General features: G+C 69.3%; 26 protein-coding genes and 5 pseudogenes. 14 read left to right on the forward strand and 17 right to left on the reverse strand.

The features are described from left to right. Window positions 1–3: 3 nt before the first annotated feature. From ACFYOH_RS39270 to ACFYOH_RS39295, 6 genes are all read right to left on the reverse strand, one after another. A complete protein-coding gene (locus ACFYOH_RS39270; protein WP_388635865.1) occupies window positions 4–246 on the reverse strand; it encodes a hypothetical protein in 243 nt (80 codons plus the stop codon). A 131-nt stretch (window positions 247–377) separates the two neighbouring features. Next, window positions 378–782, reverse strand: a complete 405-nt coding sequence (gene tsaA / locus ACFYOH_RS39275) for a tRNA (N6-threonylcarbamoyladenosine(37)-N6)-methyltransferase TrmO (protein WP_388635867.1) — start codon at window positions 780–782, stop codon at window positions 378–380. A 213-nt stretch (window positions 783–995) separates the two neighbouring features. Beyond that, window positions 996–1766: a DUF899 domain-containing protein gene (locus tag ACFYOH_RS39280; protein WP_388635869.1), complete on the reverse strand. Its 771-nt coding sequence runs from the start codon at window positions 1764–1766 to the stop codon at window positions 996–998. 54 nt (window positions 1767–1820) lie between these two features. After that, window positions 1821–2486 (reverse strand): DUF2182 domain-containing protein, encoded by a 666-nt coding sequence (locus ACFYOH_RS39285; RefSeq protein ID WP_388635871.1) that lies wholly within the window; start codon window positions 2484–2486, stop codon window positions 1821–1823. 39 nt (window positions 2487–2525) lie between these two features. Next, window positions 2526–2876, reverse strand: coding sequence for an ArsR/SmtB family transcription factor (locus ACFYOH_RS39290; RefSeq protein WP_388635873.1), 351 nt, complete (start codon window positions 2874–2876; stop codon window positions 2526–2528). Next, window positions 2863–3297, reverse strand: coding sequence for an SRPBCC domain-containing protein (locus ACFYOH_RS39295; RefSeq protein WP_388635875.1), 435 nt, complete (start codon window positions 3295–3297; stop codon window positions 2863–2865). Before ACFYOH_RS39295 ends, ACFYOH_RS39290 begins: the two co-directional genes overlap by 14 nt. Window positions 3298–3686: 389 nt before the next feature. On the opposite strand from ACFYOH_RS39295, the gene ACFYOH_RS39300 reads away from it, so the two are divergent. Beyond that, on the forward strand, window positions 3687–4181 hold the full coding sequence (locus ACFYOH_RS39300) for a hypothetical protein (RefSeq protein ID WP_388635877.1): 495 nt from the start codon (window positions 3687–3689) through the stop codon (window positions 4179–4181). Window positions 4182–5210: 1029 nt separating this feature from the next. On the opposite strand, the gene ACFYOH_RS39305 is transcribed toward ACFYOH_RS39300, so the two are convergent. Continuing rightward, window positions 5211–5903: a DUF899 domain-containing protein gene (locus tag ACFYOH_RS39305; RefSeq protein ID WP_388635879.1), complete on the reverse strand. Its 693-nt coding sequence runs from the start codon at window positions 5901–5903 to the stop codon at window positions 5211–5213. A 212-nt stretch (window positions 5904–6115) separates the two neighbouring features. On the opposite strand from ACFYOH_RS39305, the gene ACFYOH_RS39310 reads away from it, so the two are divergent. Continuing rightward, window positions 6116–6691 (forward strand): hypothetical protein, encoded by a 576-nt coding sequence (locus ACFYOH_RS39310; protein WP_388635881.1) that lies wholly within the window; start codon window positions 6116–6118, stop codon window positions 6689–6691. Between the two features lie 44 nt (window positions 6692–6735). Here the strand turns inward: ACFYOH_RS39310 and ACFYOH_RS39315 are convergent, their stop codons facing one another. Then, entirely contained in the window at window positions 6736–6939 is a 204-nt protein-coding gene (locus ACFYOH_RS39315) for a hypothetical protein (protein WP_388635883.1), read from the reverse strand. A gap of 150 nt (window positions 6940–7089) precedes the next feature. Here ACFYOH_RS39315 and ACFYOH_RS39320 point away from each other — a divergent pair, with 150 nt between their 5' ends. Beyond that, window positions 7090–8235, forward strand: a complete 1146-nt coding sequence (locus ACFYOH_RS39320; protein ID WP_388635885.1) for a serine hydrolase domain-containing protein — start codon at window positions 7090–7092, stop codon at window positions 8233–8235. Window positions 8236–8380: 145 nt separating this feature from the next. Then, on the forward strand, window positions 8381–10012 hold the full coding sequence (locus ACFYOH_RS39325; RefSeq protein WP_388635887.1) for a sigma-70 family RNA polymerase sigma factor: 1632 nt from the start codon (window positions 8381–8383) through the stop codon (window positions 10010–10012). Between the two features lie 40 nt (window positions 10013–10052). On the opposite strand, the pseudogene ACFYOH_RS39330 reads toward ACFYOH_RS39325, so the two are convergent. Continuing rightward, window positions 10053–10405: pseudogene (locus tag ACFYOH_RS39330) on the reverse strand (TetR/AcrR family transcriptional regulator); the annotation flags it as partial. Between ACFYOH_RS39330 and ACFYOH_RS39335 the strand changes: the two are divergent. The 3 genes and pseudogenes from ACFYOH_RS39335 to ACFYOH_RS39345 form a co-directional block, all read left to right on the forward strand. After that, window positions 10406–10754, forward strand: a pseudogene (locus ACFYOH_RS39335) (patatin-like phospholipase family protein); the annotation flags it as partial. It lies immediately after the preceding pseudogene. Window positions 10755–10774: 20 nt separating this feature from the next. Continuing rightward, window positions 10775–10918, forward strand: a pseudogene (locus tag ACFYOH_RS39340) (IS5/IS1182 family transposase); the annotation flags it as partial. A gap of 25 nt (window positions 10919–10943) precedes the next feature. Beyond that, window positions 10944–11168, forward strand: coding sequence for a hypothetical protein (locus ACFYOH_RS39345; RefSeq protein WP_388635934.1), 225 nt, complete (start codon window positions 10944–10946; stop codon window positions 11166–11168). A gap of 59 nt (window positions 11169–11227) precedes the next feature. Here ACFYOH_RS39345 and ACFYOH_RS39350 read toward each other — a convergent pair whose 3' ends face one another. Both ACFYOH_RS39350 and ACFYOH_RS39355 read right to left on the reverse strand, forming a co-directional pair. Beyond that, window positions 11228–13522 carry a SpoIIE family protein phosphatase gene (locus ACFYOH_RS39350; protein WP_388635889.1) on the reverse strand — a complete coding sequence of 765 codons (2295 nt, stop codon included), beginning with the start codon at window positions 13520–13522 and terminating at the stop codon, window positions 11228–11230. A 441-nt stretch (window positions 13523–13963) separates the two neighbouring features. Further along, window positions 13964–14263, reverse strand: a complete 300-nt coding sequence (locus ACFYOH_RS39355; protein WP_388635891.1) for a hypothetical protein — start codon at window positions 14261–14263, stop codon at window positions 13964–13966. Here ACFYOH_RS39355 and ACFYOH_RS39360 point away from each other — a divergent pair. Then, window positions 14262–14453: a hypothetical protein gene (locus ACFYOH_RS39360; protein WP_388635893.1), complete on the forward strand. Its 192-nt coding sequence runs from the start codon at window positions 14262–14264 to the stop codon at window positions 14451–14453. The genes ACFYOH_RS39355 and ACFYOH_RS39360 overlap by 2 nt on opposite strands. A gap of 173 nt (window positions 14454–14626) precedes the next feature. After that, window positions 14627–15478 carry a S1 family peptidase gene (locus ACFYOH_RS39365; RefSeq protein ID WP_388635895.1) on the forward strand — a complete coding sequence of 284 codons (852 nt, stop codon included), beginning with the start codon at window positions 14627–14629 and terminating at the stop codon, window positions 15476–15478. Between the two features lie 159 nt (window positions 15479–15637). Here the strand turns inward: ACFYOH_RS39365 and ACFYOH_RS39370 are convergent, their stop codons facing one another. The 4 genes from ACFYOH_RS39370 to ACFYOH_RS39385 form a co-directional block, all read right to left on the reverse strand. Further along, a complete protein-coding gene (locus ACFYOH_RS39370) occupies window positions 15638–16024 on the reverse strand; it encodes a hypothetical protein (RefSeq protein WP_388635897.1) in 387 nt (128 codons plus the stop codon). A 100-nt stretch (window positions 16025–16124) separates the two neighbouring features. Next, window positions 16125–16697 (reverse strand): dihydrofolate reductase family protein, encoded by a 573-nt coding sequence (locus ACFYOH_RS39375; protein ID WP_388635899.1) that lies wholly within the window; start codon window positions 16695–16697, stop codon window positions 16125–16127. 68 nt (window positions 16698–16765) lie between these two features. Beyond that, on the reverse strand, window positions 16766–17509 hold the full coding sequence (locus ACFYOH_RS39380) for an SRPBCC domain-containing protein (protein ID WP_388635900.1): 744 nt from the start codon (window positions 17507–17509) through the stop codon (window positions 16766–16768). Window positions 17510–17511: 2 nt separating this feature from the next. Further along, the gene (locus ACFYOH_RS39385) at window positions 17512–18177 is read right to left on the reverse strand and encodes an ArsR/SmtB family transcription factor (protein ID WP_388635902.1); all 666 of its coding nucleotides are present in this window, start codon (window positions 18175–18177) and stop codon (window positions 17512–17514) included. A 205-nt stretch (window positions 18178–18382) separates the two neighbouring features. Here ACFYOH_RS39385 and ACFYOH_RS39390 point away from each other — a divergent pair, with 205 nt between their 5' ends. Continuing rightward, window positions 18383–18931, forward strand: a complete 549-nt coding sequence (locus ACFYOH_RS39390) for a hypothetical protein (protein WP_388635904.1) — start codon at window positions 18383–18385, stop codon at window positions 18929–18931. Between the two features lie 137 nt (window positions 18932–19068). Further along, complete coding sequence (locus tag ACFYOH_RS39395; protein ID WP_388635938.1) at window positions 19069–19305, forward strand: hypothetical protein; 237 nt, start codon at window positions 19069–19071, stop codon at window positions 19303–19305. 123 nt (window positions 19306–19428) lie between these two features. Here the strand turns inward: ACFYOH_RS39395 and tnpA are convergent. Further along, window positions 19429–19844 (reverse strand): annotated as a pseudogene (gene tnpA / locus ACFYOH_RS39400) (IS200/IS605 family transposase). Between the two features lie 26 nt (window positions 19845–19870). Here tnpA and ACFYOH_RS39405 point away from each other — a divergent pair. The 3 genes and pseudogenes from ACFYOH_RS39405 to ACFYOH_RS39415 all read left to right on the forward strand — a co-directional run bounded on the left by ACFYOH_RS39405 (window position 19871) and on the right by ACFYOH_RS39415 (window position 22271). Next, window positions 19871–21095 (forward strand): annotated as a pseudogene (locus ACFYOH_RS39405) (RNA-guided endonuclease InsQ/TnpB family protein). 371 nt (window positions 21096–21466) lie between these two features. Further along, a complete protein-coding gene (locus ACFYOH_RS39410) occupies window positions 21467–21814 on the forward strand; it encodes a hypothetical protein (protein WP_388635906.1) in 348 nt (115 codons plus the stop codon). Between the two features lie 103 nt (window positions 21815–21917). Further along, window positions 21918–22271: a VOC family protein gene (locus tag ACFYOH_RS39415; protein ID WP_388635908.1), complete on the forward strand. Its 354-nt coding sequence runs from the start codon at window positions 21918–21920 to the stop codon at window positions 22269–22271. An 85-nt stretch (window positions 22272–22356) separates the two neighbouring features. Here ACFYOH_RS39415 and ACFYOH_RS39420 read toward each other — a convergent pair whose 3' ends face one another. Continuing rightward, on the reverse strand, window positions 22357–24441 hold the full coding sequence (locus ACFYOH_RS39420; protein WP_388635910.1) for a HelD family protein: 2085 nt from the start codon (window positions 24439–24441) through the stop codon (window positions 22357–22359). Window positions 24442–24599 lie beyond the last annotated feature (158 nt).

The following is a 24599-nucleotide window of genomic DNA, read 5'->3' on the forward strand; positions in this document are numbered from 1 at the left end:
GGTCTAGGCAGGTTCGACATCCACCAGCAGCCGCCACAGCCGCGTCTGCGGCCCGAACCGGTCGACGCGGAACGACGACGTCGACCGCAACTCCGCCGCACCGGCCGCGACTGCCCGGACAGTGGCCCGCACGGTGCCGTCGGCCGTTTCCGCCGCGATCACCCTCAAGGGCCCGGTGACCACCTCGACCGGCGTCCACCCATAGGCGGCTGGTCCGTGCAAGGTGACGACGACCTCGTCGCCCACCCGCACACGCAGCGGCGGTCCCTCCGGATCCCCGGGACGGTGGACTACGGACACCTGCCTTGCCGCGTGGTCTGCCACGTCACGAACGCCAACCGCTGGGACTCCGTTCCACGAAGGCCGGGGCCCGGCCGTCAACGGTCCGGAGTGAGGAGGGGTTTGACGTCCAGGATCGGGGTCGAGTCGAGCGCTTCGAGGTTGCGGACGTGGACGCGCGTTCCGGCGATGGCGAGGATGCGGACCGTATGGAGGCCGATCGGGTTGGGGCGGTCGGGGGCGCGGGTCGCGAAGACGCCGGTGAGCGGGCGGTCGGTGTCGCCGCGCGGGCGGACTCTGAGTGTGTCGCGGTCGGCGCGGTCGAGCCAGGTGAGCAGCAGCACGTCGGTGCCCGGGGTCAGTCCGTCCAGGGCGGGGGCGTACCGGTCCTCGAAGACGAGCCAGGCGTCGGGGGCTCCCTCATCGGGCTGTCGGGGAGCCGCCGCCCGATCGGTCAACGGTGATTCGACGTGCCCGATCGGGCGCAGGTTGTATGCCGCCAACAGTGGCAGTCCTCTCCGGGCCGAGCGGATTCAGGGAACGGCCGCGACAAGCCCGCCACTTGACATGCCGCGGTGGCCGGCGTCGTCAGCTCATAGCATTCCATCGACCGAGCCCCACGTCGGCCTTGTGGCCGCTGTGGGAAGGTCGGTCGCGTCCACACCCGCAGCCTCAACGGCCATATCGACCGCAACTCGTGCTCAGCACCGCAACGGTCAGGACCGGTTGTCGTACTCGTCGTGGCGGCGCCACCAGAAGCCGGTCTCGTTGCGGCCCAGCGGCGCACGGTCGAGCCACTGGTACATGCCCCACAGGGCGTCCAGGCCGCGCGCGTACGCCGAATAAGTGTGGTAGACCTCGCCGTCCTGCAGCGCGAACGCGCTCACGCCGGGCCCTTCCCGCCGGTAGGTCTCCCAGTCCGTGCCGACGATCGCTTGGCTGAAGGCATCGCGGGAACCCTGCTCGTCGTCCGATGCCGGCCGCATGTCCTCCTCACCGAAGTTGTACGCGACGAGTCCCGCTTCCCACTCCTCCTTGGTGTGGGCCACCCCGAAGTCGAAGTTGAAGTCGCTGCCGTAGGACGACGCCCACGGGAAGGTCCAGCCCATGCGCTGCCGGTAGCCGTGGAGCTTGGCGAGCGGGGCTCGCGACACCGCCCAGAACATGACGTCGTGCTGGGCCAGATGGACCACGGAGCCGTTGAAGCCGTCGGCGATCGCCGAGCAGGACGGGCATCCGGCGGTGTAGTCGGGCCCGAACATGAAGTGGTAGACGAGCAGCTGCGAGCGACCCCGGAACAGGTCGGTGAGCGATGCCGTCCCTTCGTCGGTCTCGAAGCGGTAGTCCTTGTCCACCCGGACCCAGGGCAGCTCCTGCCGCCGCCGGGCCAGCTCGTCACCGCGCCGGGTCAGCTCCTTCTCCGCCTCGAGCAGCTCCAGCCTCGCGGCGAGCCACTCCTCGCGTGTCCCTGTCTTGTGACCGGTCATCGCCTGTCTCCTTGCCTTGTTCTGCCTTGTTCTGCCTCGTCCTGCCGCGCGTCGCTACATCGGCGGTGGCGTGAGCCCCGGGAGCAGTGAGGGCGCGACGACGGTCACGACGCCGAGCCCGACGATCGCCAGCGCCAGCGGTACATCGATCACGGTCTTCGCGGGCAGCAGCTTCTGCGCGGAGACGAGGGCGGCGACCAACGACATCCACAACACGCTCATCACGCCCAGCGCCACCAGCATCGCCATCAGCCCGATGCTCGATCCGGCGCAGTACAGCCCGAACCTCAGCCCGGAACCGGCAACCTCGTGGCAGCGTCGCCGAAAACACCGCTTGACCGGCGTGAGCTCATAGGTGCCCGCGATGATCACCACGGCGCCGGCGGCCGGTGATCCGTGCGGCCGGTCCAGCGCGTACGCCACCACACCGGCGAGCGCCCAGACGGCGAGGTAAGCCCCGGTGAACGGCAGCGCGCCACGCATCCTGCCGACCAGGCGGACGTACCCGGCGACCGCCGGGGCCGCGCCCGGCAGCATCATCGCCGCCATCATCGTCATCCACGTCGCGGCGAAGAACCCGAACGACCCGGGCCCGGTCGCGACCCCCATGTCCATGCCGTGCATCAGCCGGACCGCGGCCACCCAGCATGCCGCGGCCAGCCCGAGCGTCACCCCCAGCACCAGCGCCGGCGCGCTCGGGCGCCGGATGTCCACGTTCACCGTCGGCTCTCCCACCGGTGTGTCAGGCGGCGGTCCTCGTCACTCGGATCCGCGCGCCTGCTCGTCGAGGTGATCTTTCAGAGCGCTGAGCGGGCTGTCCCAGTCGCGAGCCAGCGCGGCCAGGAACTGCTGCGCCACCTGCATCGGTGCGGACCGCAGCCGGTACCGCACCCGGCGCCGCTCACCCGGTTCGGCCGTCACCAGGCCGGCATCGGCCAGCAGGGCCAGGTGTTTGGCGATCGCCTGCCGGGTGATCGGCAGCCGGCAGGCCAGGTCCGTGGCCGTGGCCGGCCCCCCTGACGCCAGCGCGGCCAGGATGGCGCGCCGGCTCGGGTCGGCCAGTGCGGCGAAGACCTGTTCGGCGATCGCCTCGACGTCAGGCCGCGGCATCGAGGTAGTCGACCAGTTCGCCCAGTTCGCGCGCCCAACCCTCGGTGTGGCCGTCGTACTCCTTGCGGTAGACCTCGTCCGCGAGCTGGGCGAAGCCGGTCTCGACCACGGTGAGCCGGGTGCCGGTGCCGACCGGTTCGAGCGTGAACTCCACATAGGTCCGGCGCGGATCGTCCTCGGACAGTTCGGCCATGCGCCACGTGAAGCCGAACACCGTCGGCTCCTCGACCCGTTCCACCCGCATGTCGGCGGTGTGGCCGCCGTCCCACTTCATCCAGGCCGTGCCGCCTTGGCGGAGGTCGATCGCGGCCTCGTTGCCGAACCAGGCGCTCAGTCCCTCGGCCGTGGTGAGTGCCGCCCACACCTTGGCCGGCGGGTGCGCGATCTCGATGGTCCGCTCGATTCGATCGGGGAACGCCATGTCTGCCTCCAGAGATATAGCAACCGTCTGATTGCGATACTATGGCAACCAAGTGGTTGCGTCAACTGGATCGTGGTCGTGGTCTGGGTGCAGGCAGCCCGCCCGCTAGCACGACCCGGCCTCCCCTTCCGTAGCGACACGCCGTGGTCTGCATGGTGAGTGGGCATCAGAGGATCAACCAAAAGGGTTAATGCCGCATCAATCTGCTTTGTTCTTGGGGTACTTCAAGCTCATCCGCACCCCTGACGCGACGGCATGTGGCGCCGGAAATACCCCATTCGGCGCCCAAGGGCGGTCATTCAATATGACTGGTATGACTCCTTTAGGTAATTTTGATCACGGCCGGCTGACGAGCCGGTATCTCTGAGACAGCAGACAGGAGAAGCGATATGAAGGTCCCCCGTTCCACCGTGGTCACTGCTGGAGCTGCGGCCGCCGCAGCTCTGGTCGCGACCGGTATCACCTACGCATCGGCGGCCTCCGCCCCGGTGCCCCAGTCGGCCCCGGTCGTCGCCGCTGCGGCTCCTTCCGACGGCATGTCCGGGCAGGGCAAGGGCAACGAGGGCCGTGAGGGCCGTGAGGGCCGTGAGGGTCGTGAAGGCGACTGGGGCCGGATCCTGATCAACGAGCGGTCGTACTCCGCCCACCCGGGCGACTGCATCACCGTGGTCAGCGGTCTGGGCGCCAAGACCCTGAACGTCCGCAACGACACGCACAAGACCGTCGAGGTCTTCCGTGGGGCGGTCTGCGACAACGGTGCTCCGGTCGCCATCGTCGGACCCCACAGCCAGAGCGACGGCGTGCGCGTGTGCCCCACCCATGAGATCCACGTCCATCACGGCGTGGTCGCCAGCTTCCGCGTGGTCCGGGACCGCTGGGGCTAGGCCGGCGTCAAGTGAATGATCTGGAGCCCCGGCCCGCCGGAATCGGGCCGGGGCCCAGTACTGACCATTGTCCGACACCACACGCGCCGTACGCAGCCCACCGGAGCGATGCACCAGACGCTGCCGGACTGCTCTCCGGGCGCCCGTCCTTTCGTTCACCGGCCGATCCACCTGGTGATGCCCGCCCGAACGCCTCCCGTCAGTCCCTGTCCCGACGTCGTGGCCGTTGGGCTTCCATTCCGGTGTTTCCCACCGCCGAACGGGTGAGACAGGTGGGGGACGCAAGCTTGGGGCCGCTGCCCGTCCCCCTGGGTTGTGGCCCGGGGCATGGACCAGGGACGATGTGTCACCTGGCCGGACGGCCGAGCCACGGTGACGACGGTGGCCTGCAGCTGGACGGCCGCATGGGCCGGCTCTTGCGCTTCCGCATGCCCCGGAGGCCCACCGACCGCCGCTCCTGGCGACGTCGGCCAGCCGTCACCAGCACAGCAGCCACCGGCTGTCGCACCACACCCCGTGCCACTGGGCGCGACCTGATGCAGTGTGCGGCCGGAGTGGCTCACCATGCGACCGACCGTGCAACGGTGTCCGTACCGAACAGATCGGCCATGGCCTCGCTGGGAGCGTCGGCGGTGAGGCGGAGGAAACGCCGGAGGGCGTCACGCGGTGCTCTCGTTCGGCAAGTGGCCTCCAGCGGCTCGGAGTTGAGGCATTGATCAACGGGGCTGGACGGCCGAGGCCGACGCTGAGCAGGACCTGACCGAAGCCGGCACGGCAATGGGCGGCTCCACGGATGCCCGAAGTCGAACAATGACGGCGCAGACAGGTGAGTCGTTGGCCACGCTCCTCGCCGCGCACAGCAACTGGGCGCTGTGCGCGACGACGCGGAGGCAGCCGCTGTGCACCCGTCGTCGTGGGCGCCCTCGCGGCCGACCCTCGGCACGCTACGGGTGACCGGTCCGGGAGGCAGGCGGGGATCCTCGTAGCCGTGCAGGCCCGGGCCCCCTGGACTGCCCGGCGGTGGCAGTTCTACGTGTGCTGTCCCGGGCCGTAGAGTGCCGCGATGTCTTCGGAGGAGCTCCACCGGCTGTAGGTCGGATCCTGTGGCCAGCCTTCGGGCGAGTCCTGCCAGTCCTCCTGTCGCCCGTAGGGCAACAGATCGATGAGCGAGAAGGTGTGACTGAGCTGTTCGACGCCACGACCGTCGGTGTGCCAGGTCCGGTGGACGGTGTCGCCGTCACGCAGGAAGACGTTGACGGCGAATCCCCCGCCGGGCGGTGCGCCGACATCGCTTCCGAACGGGCTGTTCGCCGTGGAGTACCAGGTCATGTGGTTTCCGACTCGCCGCTTGTAAGCGAGCGCTTCGTCGATCGGCCCCTGGGTGACGATGACGAACCGGGCGTCATAGGCGTCCAGGAACTCCAGTCGGGTGAACTGTGAGGTGAAGCCCGTGCACCCCGGGCACTGCCACTGCTTCCCGGGGAACCACATGTGGTGGTAAACGATCAGTTGCGTACTGCCTTCGAAGACGTCCACCAGCCGGACCGGCCCCTTCTCACCCTCCAGGGTGTACTCAGGCATCCGGACCATGGGCAGGCGGCGACGCTGGGCGGCGATCGCGTCCAGTTCTCGGGTCGCGGCCTTCTCCCGGACGCGCAGGGCATCGAGCTCTCGTTGCCAGGTCTCGGCGTCGACGACGGGCGGTAGTGCGTTGGCGCTCATGATCCCTCACTGTCGTGTGCGCAGCTTGCGGTGCTCAGATCCAGACCCCGCCCGGCCGTCGAACTCATCGGCGCCCACAGCAGCAGGAACAGTGGCAGCGGCATTCCCATGGTGCCGGACCCCACCCCACTCGGGTGGGATGCAACCATGAAGGAAGTGCACCAACAGCGGCGGTTCGCAGGGCCACCAGCTGCCGGAAGGAACAGGCGAAGATGAGCGAGCAGAGGGACCCCACCGCCCCCGCCGGTATGACAGTCGGCTCCTTCTCACTGGACAGTGTCGCGCTGCGCCGCCGCTACCGGCGGGTTCTACGGCAGTTCGGCGTGTCCGTGCTCTTGCTCGTGCCTTGGACCGTGTACCTCGCGGTGTCATTGCCGGATCGCTTCGAGGCTCGGTACTGGCCCATGGTGTGGGTCGGCTTCGATGTCATGCTGCTGGTGTCGTTGGCCGGTGCGGGAATGGCGGTGTGGCTGAGACGGCAGGCCATGGTCCCGTTGTCGTACGTGGCGGCCACACTGCTGATATGCGATGCCTGGTTCGATGTCTCTTTGGACTGGGGAAGACCCGATGTGTGGTGGAGTACCGCCTCAGCGGTACTGGTCGAGCTGCCTCTCGCGGTCTTGCTCATAGTGCGCGCGCGACGGGTGCTGAAGGTGTCGGCCCGTCTGGCCTGGCAGCGGCTGGGTCTGCCGGGAGAGCCTCCGCCGCTGCACAGAATGCCGCTGTTCGTCGACCTTGCGTCGGTGCCCGGCCGCGGGGCTGGTTCGACACATGGCGAGAGCTCCTGACGGTGCTCGCTGCCGGATCTCGCCCATGCGTCCGTCGCTCACCGTCAGCTCCTGCCCTCCCGCCCCGTGGCATTCAGCGCAGCCCAGGCTCCTGACCGCCGTCCCTGCCAGTACGGGTGGAACAGCACCTCTGCCGACAGATGGATCAGTCGCCGCCGCAGTGTGGTGCGCGGGCGTACGGCGAGCTGCCGATAGGTGGCGTGCCACTGCTCTTGCGCATGGGCGAGGTCGTCGGGAATCGGACTCATGGCCAGATTCAATCACGTGTTCGATTTTCTTGGCGTCCCGACACGGCCCTGTTTTCAGAGGGGGCGACACCGTACGTTCACTGCCGCCGACGAGTCTCCGCCGACCCGGGAGTCGTACCCGCTGGACGAACCCCGACCGGAAGGCCACCGATGAAAGCTCTGCATGACACCCTGCACCGGTACGTCGACGACGGGAGGGTGCCCGACGCCGTCGGACTCGTCGCCCGCGGCGATGACGTCGAGGTGGTGACCGCCGGCTCGGTGGACACCGAGGGCACCGCCCCGATGGCGAGGGACACGATCTTCCGTATCGCGTCCATCACCAAGCCCATCGCGGCGGCGGCGGTCCTGATGCTGGTGGAAGAGGCGCGACTCGCCCTGGACGCTCCGGTCGAGGAGTGGCTGCCGGAGCTGGCGAAACCGAGCGTGGTGCGCACCCCTGACGCCCCGCTCGTCGACGTCGTCCCGGCGGCCCGCCCGATCACGGTCGAGGACCTGCTCAGCTCCCGCACCGGCTGGGGCTTCCCCGACGACTTCTCCCTCCCGGCGGTGCAGTCCCTCTTCACGGTGCAGAAGGACGGCCGCGCCCTGCAGGACTGGCCGGACCCGGACACCTGGTTGGGACTGCTCGCGCAGGTACCGATGCTGCGCCAGCCGGGAGACGCCTGGCTGTACGGCACCTCCTCCGACCTCCAGGGAATCCTGGTCGCCCGGGCGTCGGGCCGCACCTTGCCCGACTTCCTCGCGGAACGGATCTTCGAGCCGCTGGGCATGGAGGACACGGCCTTCGAGGTCCCCGAGGCGAAGCGGCACCGCTTCACGTCCTCCTATGCGCCGGCCCCGGACGGAACCCTGGAACTGACCGACGCTCCCGAGGGCCAGTGGAGGCGCGTGCCGCGTTTCCACTCGGGCGGCGGGGGACTGGTCTCCACGGCCGACGACTGGCTGGCCTTCGCTCGCATGCTGCTGAACGGAGGTGAGGGCAACGGCCGCCGCCTTCTCACGCCGGCCTCCGTCAGCCGCATGACCACCAGCCACCTCACGGCCGGACAGCGCGCCGCCGCCACCCTCTTCCTCGAAGGCCAGGGCTGGGGCTACGGCGGCCAGGTCGACGTCACCTCGGCCGAACCCTGGAACGTCCCCGGCCGCTACGGCTGGGTGGGCGGCACGGGGACGACGGCACACATCGTCCCGGCCACGGGCCTGGTCGCGATCCTCCTGACGCAGGTGGCGATGGAGAACCCGACACCAACGCCGCTGATGCGGGACTTCTGGAGGAGCGCGGCGCGCGGTTGACCACCTGGGTCCGCGCTGAGCCGCTGCTCCTGTCGACGACACCCGAACTGAAACTCACTCTCGAAGAACTGTTATCCGGGGCGCATCGAGTGATCTCCCAGGTATCGGACACAATCGTTCGGCCTCGATGACAGGAAGCATGTGCATGAGTACGCAGGACGCGGTGGAGACAGCGGTACTGGTCACGGCCACCAGGGAGGGCGACACCCAAGCCCAGGACGCGCTGGTCAACGCCTACCTCCCGCTGGTCTACAACATTGTGGGCCGGGCTCTGAACGGCTCGGTGGATGTCGACGACGTGGTGCAGGACACCATGCTGCGCGCCCTGAACGGCCTTGACGAACTGCGTACTCCCGAGCGTTTTCGCTCCTGGCTCGTGGCGATCGCGATGAACCAGGTCCGGGCCCACTGGCAGAACCGGCGCTTCGCCCCGGGCACGATGGAGGAGGCCGAGGAACTGGCCGATCCGGGTGCTGACTTCGTCGACCTCACGGTGGTGCAACTCCAGCTCGCCGGACAGCGTCAGGAGACGGCACAGGCGACCCGCTGGCTGGAGCCCGATGATCGGGGACTGCTGTCCCTGTGGTGGCTGGAGTGTGCCGGTGAGCTCACCCGGACCGAGGTGGCGGCGGCTTTGGACCTTTCGCCCCAGCACACAGCGGTCCGCGTACAGCGGATGAAGGCGCAGCTCGAGGCGGCCCGCGTGGTCGTACGAGCGCTCGACGCACGGCCACGGTGCGAGGAGCTCCGCATCGTGCTGGCTTCCTGGGACGGCAGGCCATCGGCTCTGTGGCGTAAGCGAATAGCCCGGCATGCGCGCGGCTGTAGCCGCTGCAGTGGACTGTGGAGCGGTCTGATGCCCGCGGAAGGGCTGCTGGCCGGTCTGGCGCTGGTCGCGGTGTCGACTGCGTTGCTCGCCAAGGTGTCTGCCTCTCCCGGGAGTGCTGCCCCGGCAGGTTCTGCCGCAGCGCTGGGGGTCACCGAGGGCGACACCGGATCGGACCCGGGCGCTGCGCGACGCGGCATACGGGGCGGGACCGGCTCGCGCCGCGAGTCCCGTCGGCGCCGGCGCACGCGGCGCCGGGCGGCGGGAGGGGCCGTCGTCGCGGCCTGCGTCGTCGGTGGTGGTCTGTGGTATTTCGGTACGGATTCCGGATCCGGCCGCGACACCGCGAGCGCGGAGCGAAGAGCTGCCGCCCCCTCCCTGGACCTCGCCACACCCAGTACCGCTGGCGTGTCGCCGTCGGCCTCGCCCTCCCCGTCCCCGGCGAAGCCGAAGCGGTCGCGGGCTGCGAACCCAGTGGGCCGCGGCAAGAAGAGCGGGCCCACCGACCGGCCGTCCGGCCGACCGGCCGCGACCCCGGCGAGCACAGTGCAGCCACTGCCGGACCGGACGGACGCCGTCGGCCAGGTGGTCGCGCTCGTGAACAAGGAGCGGGCAGGCGTCGGCTGCGGCCCCCTCACCGAGGACCCGCAACTGCAACAAGCGGCCCAGAGGCACTCCGACGACATGGCCGCTCGTCACTTCTTCGACCACACCAACCCGGACGGCGTCGACCCCGGACAGCGCATCACGGCCGCCGGCTACCACTGGGCCACGTACGGCGAGAACATCGCCCAAGGCCAGCAGACCGCCGCAGCGGTCATGGAGTCCTGGATGAACAGTCCCGGCCACAGGGCGAACATCCTCAACTGCTCGTTCAAGGACATCGGCGTGGGTGTTCACAAGGGTGCCGGCGGCCCGTGGTGGACGCAGGACTTCGGCGCCAAGCAGTGACGGCAGGCCCATCAGGGCAACCGTGTCAGTCAGGGCGCCCTCAACGCCGCCTGTGCGGGCCAAGGTTGAGCAGCACCTGGCCGAGCCGGCCGGAAGTGAGGGCCGGTGCGGGCAGCGGGAGCGCGCACGGGCTGGTGCGAAGGCCGTCGAGGAGCAGGGCGAGCGGGCGGAGCCAGGCCTCCGGGGCGACCGTGGTGAGCGCGGGAACGGCCCTCCCCAGTGCTGCCAGGGTGAAGAGCAGGTCCTCGGTGGTGAGGTCGGGGCGAACGCTTTCCTGCTCCTGACGCGTTGGAGCAGCTCGTCGATGGTTTCACGGTTGTGGGCGTGGATCGGCTCCAGGGACGTCACGCCTTCCAGGTTCGTGGTCATGAGGTCATTGGTGCCGCGGTCTGCGACTCACGCTCCGGAGTGACACTGCGCGAAGCGGTCGCGGTGAGCTGCGCCGTGCCCGTCGTGTGGCCGCCGGTCACCGTGGCGGGCCGGCGCTGGATGGACGGCGGCAGTCGTTCGACCGCCCACCTGCAGCTCGCACGCGGGCACCGCCGGGTGCCGGCGGTCGTGCCGGTCCCCCGGGGCGGTCGGGCCGCATCCGAGCGCCTCACAGCAGGCCGCGGAACTGTCCGACAGCGGTGCGCGCGTCATCCTGCTGTCCCCGGACCGCGTCGCGCGCCGCGCAATGGGCCGCACCATGGCGGACGACACACGCCGGCCGGCTGCCGCCCGCGCGGGCTACGCCCAGGCCATACTCTCCTGGCCGCCTGCGGCCCTTGGGACGGCCTTTCCGTGGCTCAGCAGGTCGTCGCCACCCTGGAGACATGGCGGCTCCTTCGCAAGTTCCGCTGCTCGACCACCCGCATCACGAGCGTGGTCAAGGCCGCCCTCAGCCTGCATCTGCCCTACTCGGACACGCACCCTTTTCTACACTCACCGGATGAGCAACTACACGTGCACGCAATGTGGAACCGTCGGCCTGGCAGAAGGCTTCATCGAGGATGCCGGCGAGCACTCGCGTGGCTACGCGCGCTGGATCGAAGGTGCGTTGGAGCGGGGGATGTTCGGGGGTGCCAAGCGGAGGGGCCGACCCCGGCGGCAGATAGAGGCGTACCGCTGCCCCAAGTGCGGGCACTTGGAGCTGTTCGCCACCGGCGAGGTGTAGTCGGCCCCCGTTGCCGCTGGATGTCTCCTCGTTACGGTTCGGCGGCGGGTGTGACGCTCTCATGTCACCTCGGTGGGCTGCTGTGCCCAGACGGTCTTGCCTTGGTCGTGGTAGCGGGTGCCCCAGCTGCCGGTGAGACTGGCGACGATGAACAGCCCACGTCCGGACTCATCGATGGTGCGGGCGTGTTTGACGTGGGGCGCGCTGGTGGAGGCGTCGCTGACTTCGCAGGTCAGGGATCGGTCGCGGATCAGGCGCAGTCGCAGGGGCGGGGCTCCGTAGCGGACCGCGTTGCCGACGAGTTCACTGGCGATGAGTTCGGTGGTGAACGCGGTTTCCGGGTCGACGGTCCACTCCTGCAGCTGGCGGCGGACCGCTGCGCGTGCGTACGGTGCGGCTTCGGGCCCGGCGGGCAAGGGCAGCGTGAGGACCTTGTCCGCGGGCAGCGCCTTGGTGCGCGCGAGCAGCATGAGCGCCTCTACCGACCGGGTGTCGTCGGTGAGCGCGTACGCGATCGTGTCGCACAGGTCGGCCAGCGGTCGGTCTGCGCCCTCGCTCAGGAGGGGCCGCAGTGGCGCGGACGGCGCCAGGAGGTTCTCGGCCAGTGGCGCTGTGCCGATCACCAGGGTGCTGCCTACGGGAAGGTCGACCGTGGTCGCCGGGAAAGGGGCGTTGCCGGTGCCGGCGAGCAGGGGGCCCGCAGGCACGGACAGAGTGGCCGAGCTGCCGTCGGCGTACACCACGACAGGCTCACACAGCCCGGCGCGGACGATGGTGCATCGGAGCTCGACCGGGTCGTAGAGGGCGATCAGGCAGCCCGCAGTGAGCGGCTCGTGGTGCAGCGGGTCGCCTGCGGGCAGCGCGGCACGTTCGGCGGCCAGTCGGGCGGCGGTGTCATTCAGGCGGGCCATCAGATCATCCGGCTGCAGGTCCAGTGCGGCCAGGGAGTGGATGACGGTCCGCAGTTGTCCCATCGTGGTCGCCGCGGCGATCCCTCGTCCGGTGACGTCGCCGACGATCAGCGCCGTCCGCGCCCCAGCCAGCGCGATGACATCGAACCAGTCGCCACCGCCCTCGGCGCCAGGAATGTGCAGGTGGGAGATCTCCACGGTGGACGGGACCGCCGGCCGCTGGGGAAGCAGCCTGCGCTGCAGCGTCGCCGCGATGGTCCGTTCCCGCGCGTAGCGGCGGGCGTTGTCGATACACAGCGCCGTGTGCGCGCACACATCGGACGCGAGCGCGATGTCCCCCTCCTCGAAGGGATCCTCGTCCTCGTGCCGGTAGAAGCTCACCACGCCCAGCGCCTCGCCCCGCAAGGCCAGCGGGGCCACGATCAAGGAGTGGACACCGGAGTGTCTGATGGCATCGGCCCGGGCCCGATCAGCCGCAAGCCACATGCTGTCCTCGTCCACCGACACAAGCCGCGGCCGCAGATCCGTCAGCACCCGAGCGAACGGAGTCCCGTACGGCAGGTGCCGTACATCACCCACCGGATAGGCCGACACCCTGCCCTGGAACGCTGCCCGACGCAGGGGCACACCGCGATCGACGGGGACCAGCGGGGGCGCCTCACCTCGCACCACATCCTCGATCACCTCCACCACCGCGATCCCCGAGAAGGCCGGTACCACCGCATTCACCAGTTCCTGGCTGACGGCGATCACATCCAGCCGTTCCCCGACCCGCTTGCGGACCTCCTCCAGCACGGCGAGACGCTGCAGGGCCCGCTCACGGTCGGTCACGTCGACTGCGGCGGCCATCAGGCCCAAGACCTCACCACGATCGTTCTCCAGACGCACGTAACTGACGGAATAGATGCTGCGGTGCCGGCTGTTCAGCCCCGTCACCCCGCGCACCAGCCGGTTCACCACCGGCTGCCCGCTCTCCAGGACCCGGCGTGCCGCGGCCTCTTCCTCCCGCGGATTGGCCAACTGATACGCCTCGGTGAAGCCCCGGCCCAGCAGTCCGGCAATCGGCGCGCCACGCAGCGCGCGTGTCGCCGTGTTCATGCGGACGATGCGCAACTGGTCGTCCAACACGTGCAGACCCACCGGAGACTGGGTGAACATGGCCTGCAGGATCGACAAGTCCTGCTCAGAGACGGCATCGGCGGCGGCACGCACCTCCCACACCACTGAAGAACCTGTCAGCACCGGCTTCACCAGCACAGCGCCGGCATCCTCGACCCGCGCCCGACGCCACTGCTCGTCGGCCGCGGCCTCACCCGCAAGAGCAGCGACGGACTGGCCGACGGCCTCCTCGCCGGCCCACCCGAACATCTCCTGCGCAGAACGGCTCCACTGCGTCACCCGCCCGCCCTCGTCCACGCGCATGATCAGGTCATCACTCGCCATCGGCACCCACCTCCTGCCCATCCATGCCCGTGTGAACGGACGGTGGTGCCGCTTGGCCGCGAGTAGCCGCCAATCGGCGCAGCCGTAGGCGCTGGAGCCCGGAAAAGGCCGGACAGCCTTCACCCGTACGGCGACCCTCGTCATCACGGCATGGACTCCAGACCGACGTCGTAGTGAACCGGCACCGGCACCCGCACCGCCGGCTGCCACACCGCACCGATCCGACCGGCGGACTCGCTGTGGCGGGGTGCGGGCTTTGGGAAGCTGCGCCCGGCGGGCCTCGGTCGGCCGTGTCCTTCCGGCGTGACCGGGGGAGCGGGGTCACCGTTCGGAGCCCTCGCCCAGGGCGCTGTCGGTGATGTCGCCACCGGCCGCGATGCCGTCCCGCCCGGCGCGGACGCCGGCATTCGGCGGCGCGGGGACCGGTCACCTGGAGTTCCACTACGGTCGGTTGCCGGCCGGATGGTCGTCCCCACCCACGCGCCGCATGTCGGCCACGAGGGTGTCCAGCTCCTGGACTGCGACGGCGTGTTCACCTGCGATGCCGCGCCAAGCGGCGATCCGGATGCGCGCCATGAGGGCCGCCGGGTGATCGGGGCCGACTGAGGTGTTCAGCTCCGCGACAAGATCCTCCAATACACGTGTTGCTCCGGGCAGATCGTCCGCCTCCTTCATTCGCGACGAATCCCGCTGGGCTGAAGACCAGCGGCGATTGTCGGCCAAGTACAGCCTTGTGGCCATGCGATCCCCACCCGGCGTGGCCCTGGCGCACCTACCGCCCGACCAGCCGGGAGCCGTGTCGTTGACGTCCGGCAACGAGCCGGCCAGGCCCCCCGGACGTCCGGCGGTCGTCGGCGAACTCGCCTTCACGCAGGCCGGGAAGGACCTCCCGCTGCACGCCGTCGCGCGCCGGGCCGACGGCCGGCTGTGAGCCGGTGCTCGCGAGGCCGTCACGGGTGCCGGGATTCCGTTGCTGTGAGTCTCTTGTGCGCGGGGCTCTACGGCGGCATTCTCACTGATCGGTGCATGTCAGAAACACGCCGTTCTGGCTCATCTCACGGGCCCCCACCCCGTAGGGCCTCGCGCTTCCCAAGAGGAGGATCAGTGAGAACCAAACGCACCCGTCTGCTCGCCGTCGCCGCAGGCCTCGTCGCCGCCACCCTGGCGGGAGTTCCCACCGCCGGTGCCGCAAGCTCCCCGGTTCGCGGCGCGGCACAGCTGGCCCGCGTTTCGGACAACATCGCCCGGGCCGGTGTCGACGGCACCGCCTGGTACGTGGACCGGGCATCCGGACGCGTCGTCGTCACCGCCGACAGTACGGTCACCAAGGCCGCGATAGCCCGCATCGAGAAGGCCGCCGCCGGCGACCTGGGTGCTGTGCAGGTCCGGCACGCCGACGGCGTCTTCCGGCCGCTGCTGGGCGCCGGCAACGCCATCTACGGTGGACAGTACCGCTGTTCGCTCGGTTTCAACGTGGTCAGCGGCAGTACGTACTACTTCCTCACCGCGGGCCACTGCGGCAAGGTCGCCAAGACCTGGTACACCAACCAGGCCCACACCACCCTCATCGGCCCGACCATCGGCTACGACTTCCCGGGCAACGACTACGCCCTGGTCCGCTACGACAACACCGCTCTGAGCCACCCCGGCGGCTACAGCGCGGCGAACGCCTACGTCGGCGAGACGGTCAAGCGCACCGGTTCCACCTCCGGCACCCACAGCGGCACGGTGACCGCGCTGAACGTCAGTGTCCGCTACCAGGGCGGCGGCACGGTCAGCGGCATGATCCAGACCACCGTCTGTGCCGAGCCCGGTGACTCGGGCGGCCCCCTCTACGACGGGACGAAGGCGCTCGGCATCACGTCCGGCGGCAGCGGCGACTGCACCACCGGCGGCACGACGTTCTACCAGCCGGTGCCCGAGGCGCTCAGCGCCTACGGCGTCAGCATCTACTAGACACCACCTCCGCGCCGGCATCCGCCCGGCACCCGGGCACGACCGTCCAGCCGCCTGTCGTGAAAGCTGAACGTGCGCAGGCGGCTCGACGGTTGGTGGCCGCACGCCCGACAGGCGCCCTTGTGCCGACGGGGCGGATGACCTTCCTTCTGGCCTGCGCTATGTACCTGCGGTGCGCCAGGCACACGAGCTGTCGTGCAGCGCGGTACCGGCGCCCGTTGGTGCCCGCCCCCGCAGCCGGTTGGCGTCGACGGCGCCGATGACCGCGTCCTCGTCATCCATGAGCACGTCGCGCGCGACGGAGATGCCCCACGACTCCTCCCAGGAGGCCAGGTTGAGAGCGCAGTGGACAAGTGGCTGTAGGTCTTCCGGATATCCAAGGTCACTGCGCAAGAGACCGGCCGGCATGGCGAGCGAGGGACTCCCGACGCCGGCGATCAGAGCGTCCAGCCCCGGCTGGATCAGTCGGTCGGACCCGATGTGTCCGCCGAACGCCCTCTCCCGCGCCATGTGGCTGAGCTGTTTGAGAGCGTCTTCCTGGTTCATCTCGGTCTTCTTCTTCGGCAGCTGGAACAACCGCCGTGCCCGCCGGTCGGTCAGGACTTGAGGACACGCTTGCGCAGCAGGAGGCAGCCGGCGGAGCTGGTCAGCGGACCACGTCGAACACCTGCTTGTGCAGGCCGTTGGAGTAGACCTCGTGCTCGACCAGCTTCAGCTTCTGGGTGTCCTTGTCCGTGGTGCTGAACAGCCGCTTGCCGGCGCCGAGCAGCAGCGGGTAGACGAGCAGGTGGTAGCGGTCGATCAGGCCGGCGTCCGAGAGGCTGTGGTTCAGCGCGGCGCTGCCGTGGACGATGATCGGGCCTCCCTCGGTCTTCTTGAGGTCGGCGACCTCGTCGAGTGAGCGCAGGATGGTGGTCGCGCCCCAGTTGGAGACCAGCTTGTCCTCGCTGAGGGTGGTGGAGACGACGTACTTGGGCATCGTCTTGTAGTGCGCGAACTCCGGCATGTCCGGCCACACCGGGCTGAAGGCCTCGTAGCTGACCCGGCCCAGCAGGATGGCGTTGGCTTCCTGCTGCTCTCGTTCCTTGATCTCGAATGCCTCGGGGACGAACTCGACGTCCTTGAAGGTCCAGCCGGAGTTGCGGTAGCCGGGCTCGCCGCCGGGGGCCTCCACGACGCCGTCGAGCGAGATGAAGGCGGTGCTGATCAGGGTGCGCATGCGTGATTCCTTTTCTCATATGGGTTGTTCGACTGGCCTGGTCGGAGCGGAGGAGCTGTGTGCGGGCGTCAGCCGAGGAGCTGGGTCAGCCACTGCTGCCAGGCGGCCTCGGCGCCATCCGTGTCCGGCCCGAAGAGGTGATGGAACATCAGTACCGGGCCACCGCTGGCGCCGTGGTGGAAGGTGTAGATCCCGTCCCCGGTGCGGATCTCGAAGCGCTCGTCGTCGGCCCAGACCACCTCGCCGTCCAGGGCCGGCAGGGCCGCCGGCTCCGCGTGCACCGGCGTGCCCACGGTGATCGAGGTCGGCAGTGACAGAGCGCTGGTCAGCGCCGCCCGGACCTCCCCTGAGGGACGCTCGCCGGGCATGGCCATGGCGAAGACGGGAACGCCGGTGCGGCCCCTGAAGTGCGCCAGGTACTGGCCCAGCGTGTGCAGATGGAAGGGCCAGCCGCGGCGCAGCGCGTCGTACTCGTCCTCCCAGTCGTCGCCGAGCAGGCCGCTGTGGACGACGCGGAGCACGGTGCTGCCTCTGTCCCGGCCTTCGATGAGGTACTCGAAGGCCATGAAGCGGCCGTCCGCGCCGGTGGCCGTGCGGAGGGCGAAGCGCTTGCCGGGTTCGTAGGCGGTGACCACCGCCTCCTCGCGATGGCCGCCGGTCTCCATGCCGGCGACACCGCCCTCGCGTGGTTCCACGTCATTGCGCCCCATGAACCAGGAGTCGATCCCCGGTCCGGTGGCGATCGCCTCCCAGACCTGTTCCGGGCTCGCCGGCAGCGTCGTCTCCAGCTCGATCTCGAACGGGTGTGTCATAGTCAGTCGTCCTGTCCTGCGTCGGGTTCAGTTGCGTCCGTCCCCCCGGACTGCTCTGGTTCGATCCGCTTGCCCGCGTCGCCCGGCTGCCGGTCGGGGATCTGGTGGAGTCCGACGACCACACGGTGGCTGCGGCCGCCCGGGGCGGTCTCGTCGTGGTAGCGACTGACGAGGGCCGCGACGGCCTGGGTCAGTTCCTCGGCGAATGCCGTGCGGTCTGCCGCGGAGGCGAAGCGGACCTCCGTGTCGATACCGAAGGTGGCGACCCGCTTCCGGGCTCGTGAGGCGCCGGTCAGCAGGGACCCGACCTCCTGCACCAGCCGGGCTCCCAGCGCCAGCAGCCAGTGGGCGGAGAGTTGGTCAGGTGAGCGGGAGGGGTCCGGGCTGACGGCGGCCAGAACGGTGGGGGAGATCACGTAGGAGGCGGCGGTGGCGCGGTAGATCCGTTCGGTGACGTTGCCCTTGCGCCGCTCCTCGGCGAGTTCCACCAGGCCGTGACGCTCCAGTTCCTTCAGGTGGTAGTTGACCTTCTGCCGGGGGAGCTCCAGGCGGGTGGCCAGCATGGCGGCCGAGCCGGGTTCGGCCAGGGCGGCGAGGATCCGGGACCGTATCGGGTCCAGGGATGCCTCGGCCGCGGCGGGTTCTTCGATCACAGCGACGTCCAGCACCGTTCCAGAGTGCCTCCGACAGATATTCCTGTCAAGAAAAATTCTATTGTCGGTGAGTGGCTGGAGCGGGCCCGCGACGCCAAGGTCGTGCGCGCACGGGCTTCCCCTCCTGGATGAGCCAGGCTTCTGGTCCGCGCACCTGGCGGACCTGTCGGAGGGCTTCTCGCCAGAAGCTTTCGGCGCTGACCCGGCCGACGCGGACGCCATGCTGGACAAGCTGCACGACCCGACAGCGTGGCCCGTGTTCACGGTGCCCCTGGCCGGCGGATTCGCGATCGTCGTGCACGACAACAGTGGCGAGGGGTTCACGAGCACGGACTACTTCCTCACGCACCCCGACTGGAGCTTGGATCTCGTCCTGGCCAGTGATGATGAGGACCGTGTCGGCCCAGGGCTGTGCTGGCCAGAGCTCGCCGCCCTGCTGCCGGCACCGGCTGACGCCATGGGCGTCACCGACCCCCATGCCCGGCTCCTTCTCCTCCTTCCGGTCCTGGGCGACACCGCGCTCCCGGAGGGAGCCGTGGCAGCCGTGGTCCAGGCCCTGGTCGCTCAGGGAGCTCCCGAGTCGAGCGAGCCGTTGGCCAGGCAGCTGCTCCAGGGGCACCCCATGTGGGGCGCCCAGGACTGGTGGTTCGACCAGGATGAGCGGAGTTGGATCTGCGAAGGCGACCACAGCCCCCGCAAGGTGCCCTTGGGCGACCACCTGCCGGAACAACAGCGAGCCGCCCTCGAAGCCGGCCTCACTCCCGGCTGACGTGCCCACGCCGCGTGTTGCCCGCGCAGCCGCTCCGGCTGCGCTCGCGACCCGGTCATCCCTCTGGCAGGCGCGCGGAGAACTCTGGCATCATCTCGTGGCACCACCTGCACAGCCGCCCCATAGGAAGCACGGCCATGAGCAGGAGGCTCCTCATGAAGGTCCGCTCCGCGCTGACCGCCCTCGCCCTTGTCGTCGCCCCCGGTGTCGCGGTACTCGGCACTGCCACCGACGCCTTCGCCGTCACCAAGATCAGTGAGGCCACTGCGACCCAGATGTTCCGTGAGGTGGGCATCACCTGGCCCTCCTCCGGTAACTGCTCCGACCGCTACCGCAATGCATTCGCAGTGGATCGGCCTTCAGGCCGGTGGTGAAGCGAATCTGACAGTGGCGACGCGGAGCGTCGCAGACTCAGGTCCGGCGGCGCCGGATACCGCGGTTCTTCGCCTGTGGCGCGGAGCGTCGCGAGGGCTTCTCCCGGGGGAGGCGGGCGGTGCTCACACCAGCCGGTTCTGCTGTTCGATGTACTGTGTGACCACGGAAAGCGGGGCGCCGCCGACGGTCCGGCGAAGTGGGACCCGGACCAGAGCTTGTTGGCCCGCCAGTAGTGGCGCACCATGTCGCGGAACTCCTGACGCAGGCGGCGGGACGAGACGCCCTTGAGGGAGTTGACCAGCTTGGTCACGTCGACCTTGGGCGGGAAGTTCACCGGCAGGTGGACGTGGCTGCCCTCGCTGTTGAACTCCACCAGGTCGCACTCGAAGTCCGTACACACCGGCCGCGTCATCTCCTCCATCTGCCTCAAGCGAGCATCGGTGAACACCTCGTGCCGGAACTTGGTCACGAAGACCAAGTGCACATGCATCACGAAAACACGGTGCCGACCAGTTCTGATCTCCTGCATCTCACCCATAACCCCTGGTATGTAGGGTGACGGACATGCAGCTCAGGTACAGCTTCCGCCTGTATCCGGACACCGGTCAGCACACCGCGCTGGCGAAGGCGTTCGGATGCGCCCGTGTCGTGTTCAACGACGCGGTCCGCGCCCGTGAAGACGCCCGAAAGGCCGAGCAGCCGTTCCCGACGGCCGGCCAGTTGTCCCGGAAGCTGATCACCGAGGCCAAGCGGACACCTGAGCGGTCCTGGCTCGGCGAGGTCTCCGCAGTGGTGACTCCAGCAGTCCCTGCGGGATGCCGAGAAGGCGTACCGCAACTTCTTCGTCTCCCTCACGGGCACGCGCAAGAGACCGAAGGTGGGAGCACCGCGGTTCAAGTCCCGTAAGGACACGCGGCAGTCGGTCCGGTTCACCGCCAACGCCCGCTGGAACATCACCGACAGCGGCCGTCTGAACCTGCCGAAGATCGGCGCGGTGAAGGTCAAGTGGTCCCGCACCCTGCCGGCCGCCCCCACGTCTGTCACCGTCATCAAGGACGCGGCCGGGCGGTACTTCGCCTCCTTCGTCCTCGACACCGACCCCGCCGCCGACGCGACCCGGATGCCGGAGACCGATCGCACCATCGGTATCGATCTCGGCCTCACCCACTTCGCGGTCCTCTCCGACGGCACGAAGATTGACTCCCCGCGCTTTTTGCGGCGCGCGGAGAAGAAACTGAAGAAGGCCCAAAAGGAACTGTCCCGCAAGCAGAAGGGATCAAAAAACCGGGCCAAGGCCCGCCTGAAGGTCGCCCGCGCCCACGCCAAAATCGCTGACGCACGCCGCGAGTTCCACCACCAGCTCTCCACGAAGTTGATCTCCGAGAACCAAGGGATCGCCGTGGAGGACCTGTCGGTGGCGGGACTGGCCCGCACGAAGCTGGCCAAGTCCGTGCACGACGCCGGATGGTCGTCGTTCATCAGCATGCTGGAGTACAAAGCGGAACGGTACGGCCGCACCCTGGTCAGGATCGGCCGGTTCACACCGACCTCCCAGACCTGCTCGACCTGCGGCGTCAAGGACGGACCCAAACCCTTGAACGTCCGGGAATGGACCTGTACCGCCTGCGGCACCTTCCACGACCGGGACACCAATGCCGCGATCAACGTGAAGTCGGCCGCCGGACTGGCGGTATCGGCCTGCGGAGCGCCGGTAAGACCAGGAGCGATCCCGGCACAGCGCGAAGAAGCAGGAAGCCACGGATACCCGACCGAACCCCGTGCCGCGTAGCGGCACTGCAACGATCGAGAAGGCCACAATCCTCGGGCGTCAACCCGAGGAGCAAGTCAAAAGCTCGACTACAGCAAGTACACCTGCATCGGGAACTACATCAAGAGCAACTTCAGCTACTCCGGGCTGCGCGGTGACGGTTACCCGATGTGGACGTCGGGCGCCGGCAACGCCTACACCGACGAGGGAAGCCACTGGGACGTTCTGTACTACAACTGCGGCGGTTGCTGAGTCGCCGGCCGAAGAAGCAGGAATCCGGACGGCGGCTGTTGGACCACCGTCGTCCGGACGGCTCTTGACGGTTGAGGCTCACCCTGCCGGGAGGTGCGCGGGGTGGTCCTGAGGGTGGCAGGATCGGGCACGTGACCGTCATGAGCAAGCTGCAGATCAAGCCCGGTCAGAGTGTCGTAGTCCTGGGCAAGCCCAACGACGTCCAGCTGGAGCTCGAGGAGGCCGCGGGGGACGCGGCTTCGGTCGATGCGGTGCTCGTCTTCGTGACCACCTCGGGTGATCTCCTCGGGGCGGAGGGGCGGGCGGCGCTCGCCGCCGCGCAGCGCGATGCCCTAGCCTGGGTGGCGTACCCGAAGGGCGGGAAGCTCGGAACGGATCTGAACCGGGACACGTTGGCTGCCGCGCTTTCCGAGCGGGGCGTGCGGCCCGTGCGGCAGATCGCCATCGACGACACCTGGTCGGCGCTCCGCTTCCGACCTGGCAACTGATCTCCGGGCGCACTCCGCAAGACGGTGCCTCCTTGCAGCTCTCGCGGTCGAAGGCGGGCGCTTCAACCCGCCCGCCCGATCGCCGTCCTGGCAAGATGGCGGCATGGAACGTGTGCTTGGAATCGGTGGATACTTCCTGCGGGCCGCCGACCCGGCCTCCCTGAGCGCGTGGTATCGCGATTGCCTGGGCCTGGACGTCGATGAGCACGGAGTGTGGCGCCAGGCAGCCGGGCCGACGGTGTTCGCGACGTTCGAGTCCGAGACCGACTACTTCGGGTCCCGCACCCAGCAAACCATGCTCAACTTTCGGGTCCGCGACCTGGATGCGATGCTCGCCCAACTGCGCGCCAGGGGAGCGGACGTGGCCGAGGAAACGCAGGACATGGAGGGTGTCGGTCGATTCGGCTGGGTCACCGATCCTGAGGGCAATCGGGTCGAGCTGTGGCAGCCCGCCTGACCCGGTCAGGTTGGACACGATCTCGGTGAACCGGCCGCCGCAGGTGGGGGCTTCGGGCCACGGGTCACCTCAGTCGGCTGCCGCATCAGGGCCGCGGGACGGTGATTGTGCACAGCCGCTTGGTGGCCCGGGTGAGGGCGACGTACAGGTCGCGTTCGCCCCCGGGGCGGGCGGCGGTGATCTCGTCCGGGTCGACCACGACGGCGGCGTCGAACTCCAAGCCACGCGCTTGTGAGGCCGGCAGCAGTCGGGCGTGCCGCTCGATTCCGGCCGCCGCGAGCTGCTCCGTCCTGCCGTCGGCGCAGATCACCCCGACCAACTCGCCCGGGTACCCGGAGGCCTGCTCGCGCAGCTCCCGCTCGAGGGCGGTGACGAGCGATTCGGGGGCCACGGCAAGGGTTCGAGGCACCTCGCCGCGCCGGATCGACCGGATCGGCGGCCGGCCCGGGGCGATCCGGGCGAGCAAGTCCCCTGTGGCGGCGAGGATCTCCTGTGTGGTCCGGTAGCTGACGGTCAGGGTGCGCAGATCGAAGCGCCGTCCGAGGTGCGGGCCGAGTGCCTCCTTCCAGTCCCGGGCCACCGTGGTCGGGCCCGCCTGGGCGAAATCCCCGACCAGCGTCATCGACCTGCCCGGGCAGCGGCGCACGATCATCCGCCACTGCATCGCGGTGACCTCTTGCGCCTCGTCGACGACGACATGCCCGAAGGCGTGCTCAGGCGGGCCGTCGACCAGGCCGGCCGCCTCGTCGAGAAGCGGCACATCGGCGTCCGTCCAGGGCGCATCGGGCGTTCGCCACAGCAGGGCCCGCTGGTCGTCGGTGAAGTGCCGCAGGTACGCGGCCAGCGCGTTGCCGTCCGTCAGCAGGGCGCGGACGGCATCTCCGGGCGTGAGCCGCGGCCACAGGTCATCGACTGCCTGATCGAGCAAGGCATCGTCCAGGAGGTCGGCGCGTACGGCGTCGGCGTCGAACTCGTCGGCACCCGTGGCGGGGGCGTCGTCAAGACCGAGGCGGCGCAGGTCCGCTGCCGCTGCCCGGTCGAGGTCGAGGCCGGTCAGCTCCGCGACCTGGGCGTCGATACGGTCAAGCGCCTCGGCGCCACTGCGGGCGAGCTCTCGGACGAGGGCGTCGACCAGCAGCTCCTTGAACAGCCGACGCGCCCGGTTGTGCGCGAGACCGCTGGTCTGCGCCGACTCCCGCGCCTGTGCCACCTCCCTGTCCTGCAGACGAATCCACTCCTGCCCGACCCGCACGTCGAAGGCGCCGCCCGGGGCCTGACGCGAGCGGACAACGGCGGCCAGCGCGTCGGCCAGTGCGGCGCTCCCCTTCAGGCGCGCCACCTCGACGGAGTCCGCGGCGCCCGGTACGACGTCGGCCAGTTCCTCGCATGTCGCCAAGACGACGTCGTTCTCCCCGAGCGAGGGCAGGACCTGGCAGATGTAGTCGAGGAACCGCGCGTTCGGGCCCAGTACGAGCACGCCGCGCTCGGCTGCCTTCGGGAACGCGTACAGCACATACGCGGCGCGGTGCAGCGCCACCACCGTCTTGCCGGTGCCCGGACCACCCTGCACCACCGTCACCCCGCGGTGCGGCGACCGGACGATCGCGTCCTGCTCGGCCTGCAGCGTGGCAACCGCCGCACCCATCCGTCCCGTGCGCCTTTTCTGGAGCGCCTCCGCCAACGGACCGTCGCCGACCACGTCCTGTCCGGTGGGTGCGGAGCCGTCAAGCAGCTCATCGCTCACCCCCACCACCGTGCGGCCCGTCAGGCGCAGATGGCGGCGCCGCCGCAACCCCATGGGATGAACCGGCGTCGCCTCATAGAAGGGCCGCGCGGCCTCGGCCCGCCAATCCACCAGCAGTGGCAGCTCGTCCGAATCCCTGTGCAGCCCCAGCCGCCCGATCCGCAGAACGGTCCCGTCCGCCAGGTCGATCCGCCCGAAGACCAAACCGTCCTCGGCCCCCTCCAGCCGACGCACCTCCCGCGCCAGCCGCCCCGCCGCCACCTCCCTCTCGTACGCCTCGCCCGCGCCGTCGGACGGCGACGCGAGCACGCTCGCCAGCTGCTCCCGCGTTTCGGCCAGCCGCTCGTCGAACAGCTCGCCTATGACGGAAACCTGAACTCGCTCAAGCTCCACCTCGCGCGCGGCACCATCGTTGATCTGAGACAAGAAAGGGCCCCTCGGCTCAACCCACCAGTATTTCGAGGCGCCACTATGCAGACGGATTCCGGAAAAGTAAACATTGACCAAACCAGTGGAATGTGGCCTCGATGCACCACCGCGCCCGCCTGCAGTCAGGGTGGACACCGCGGTTGACGCCGTGCCGC

This window comes from Streptomyces sp. NPDC007856 (assembly GCF_042868225.1).
GTDB lineage: Bacteria > Actinomycetota > Actinomycetes > Streptomycetales > Streptomycetaceae > Streptomyces.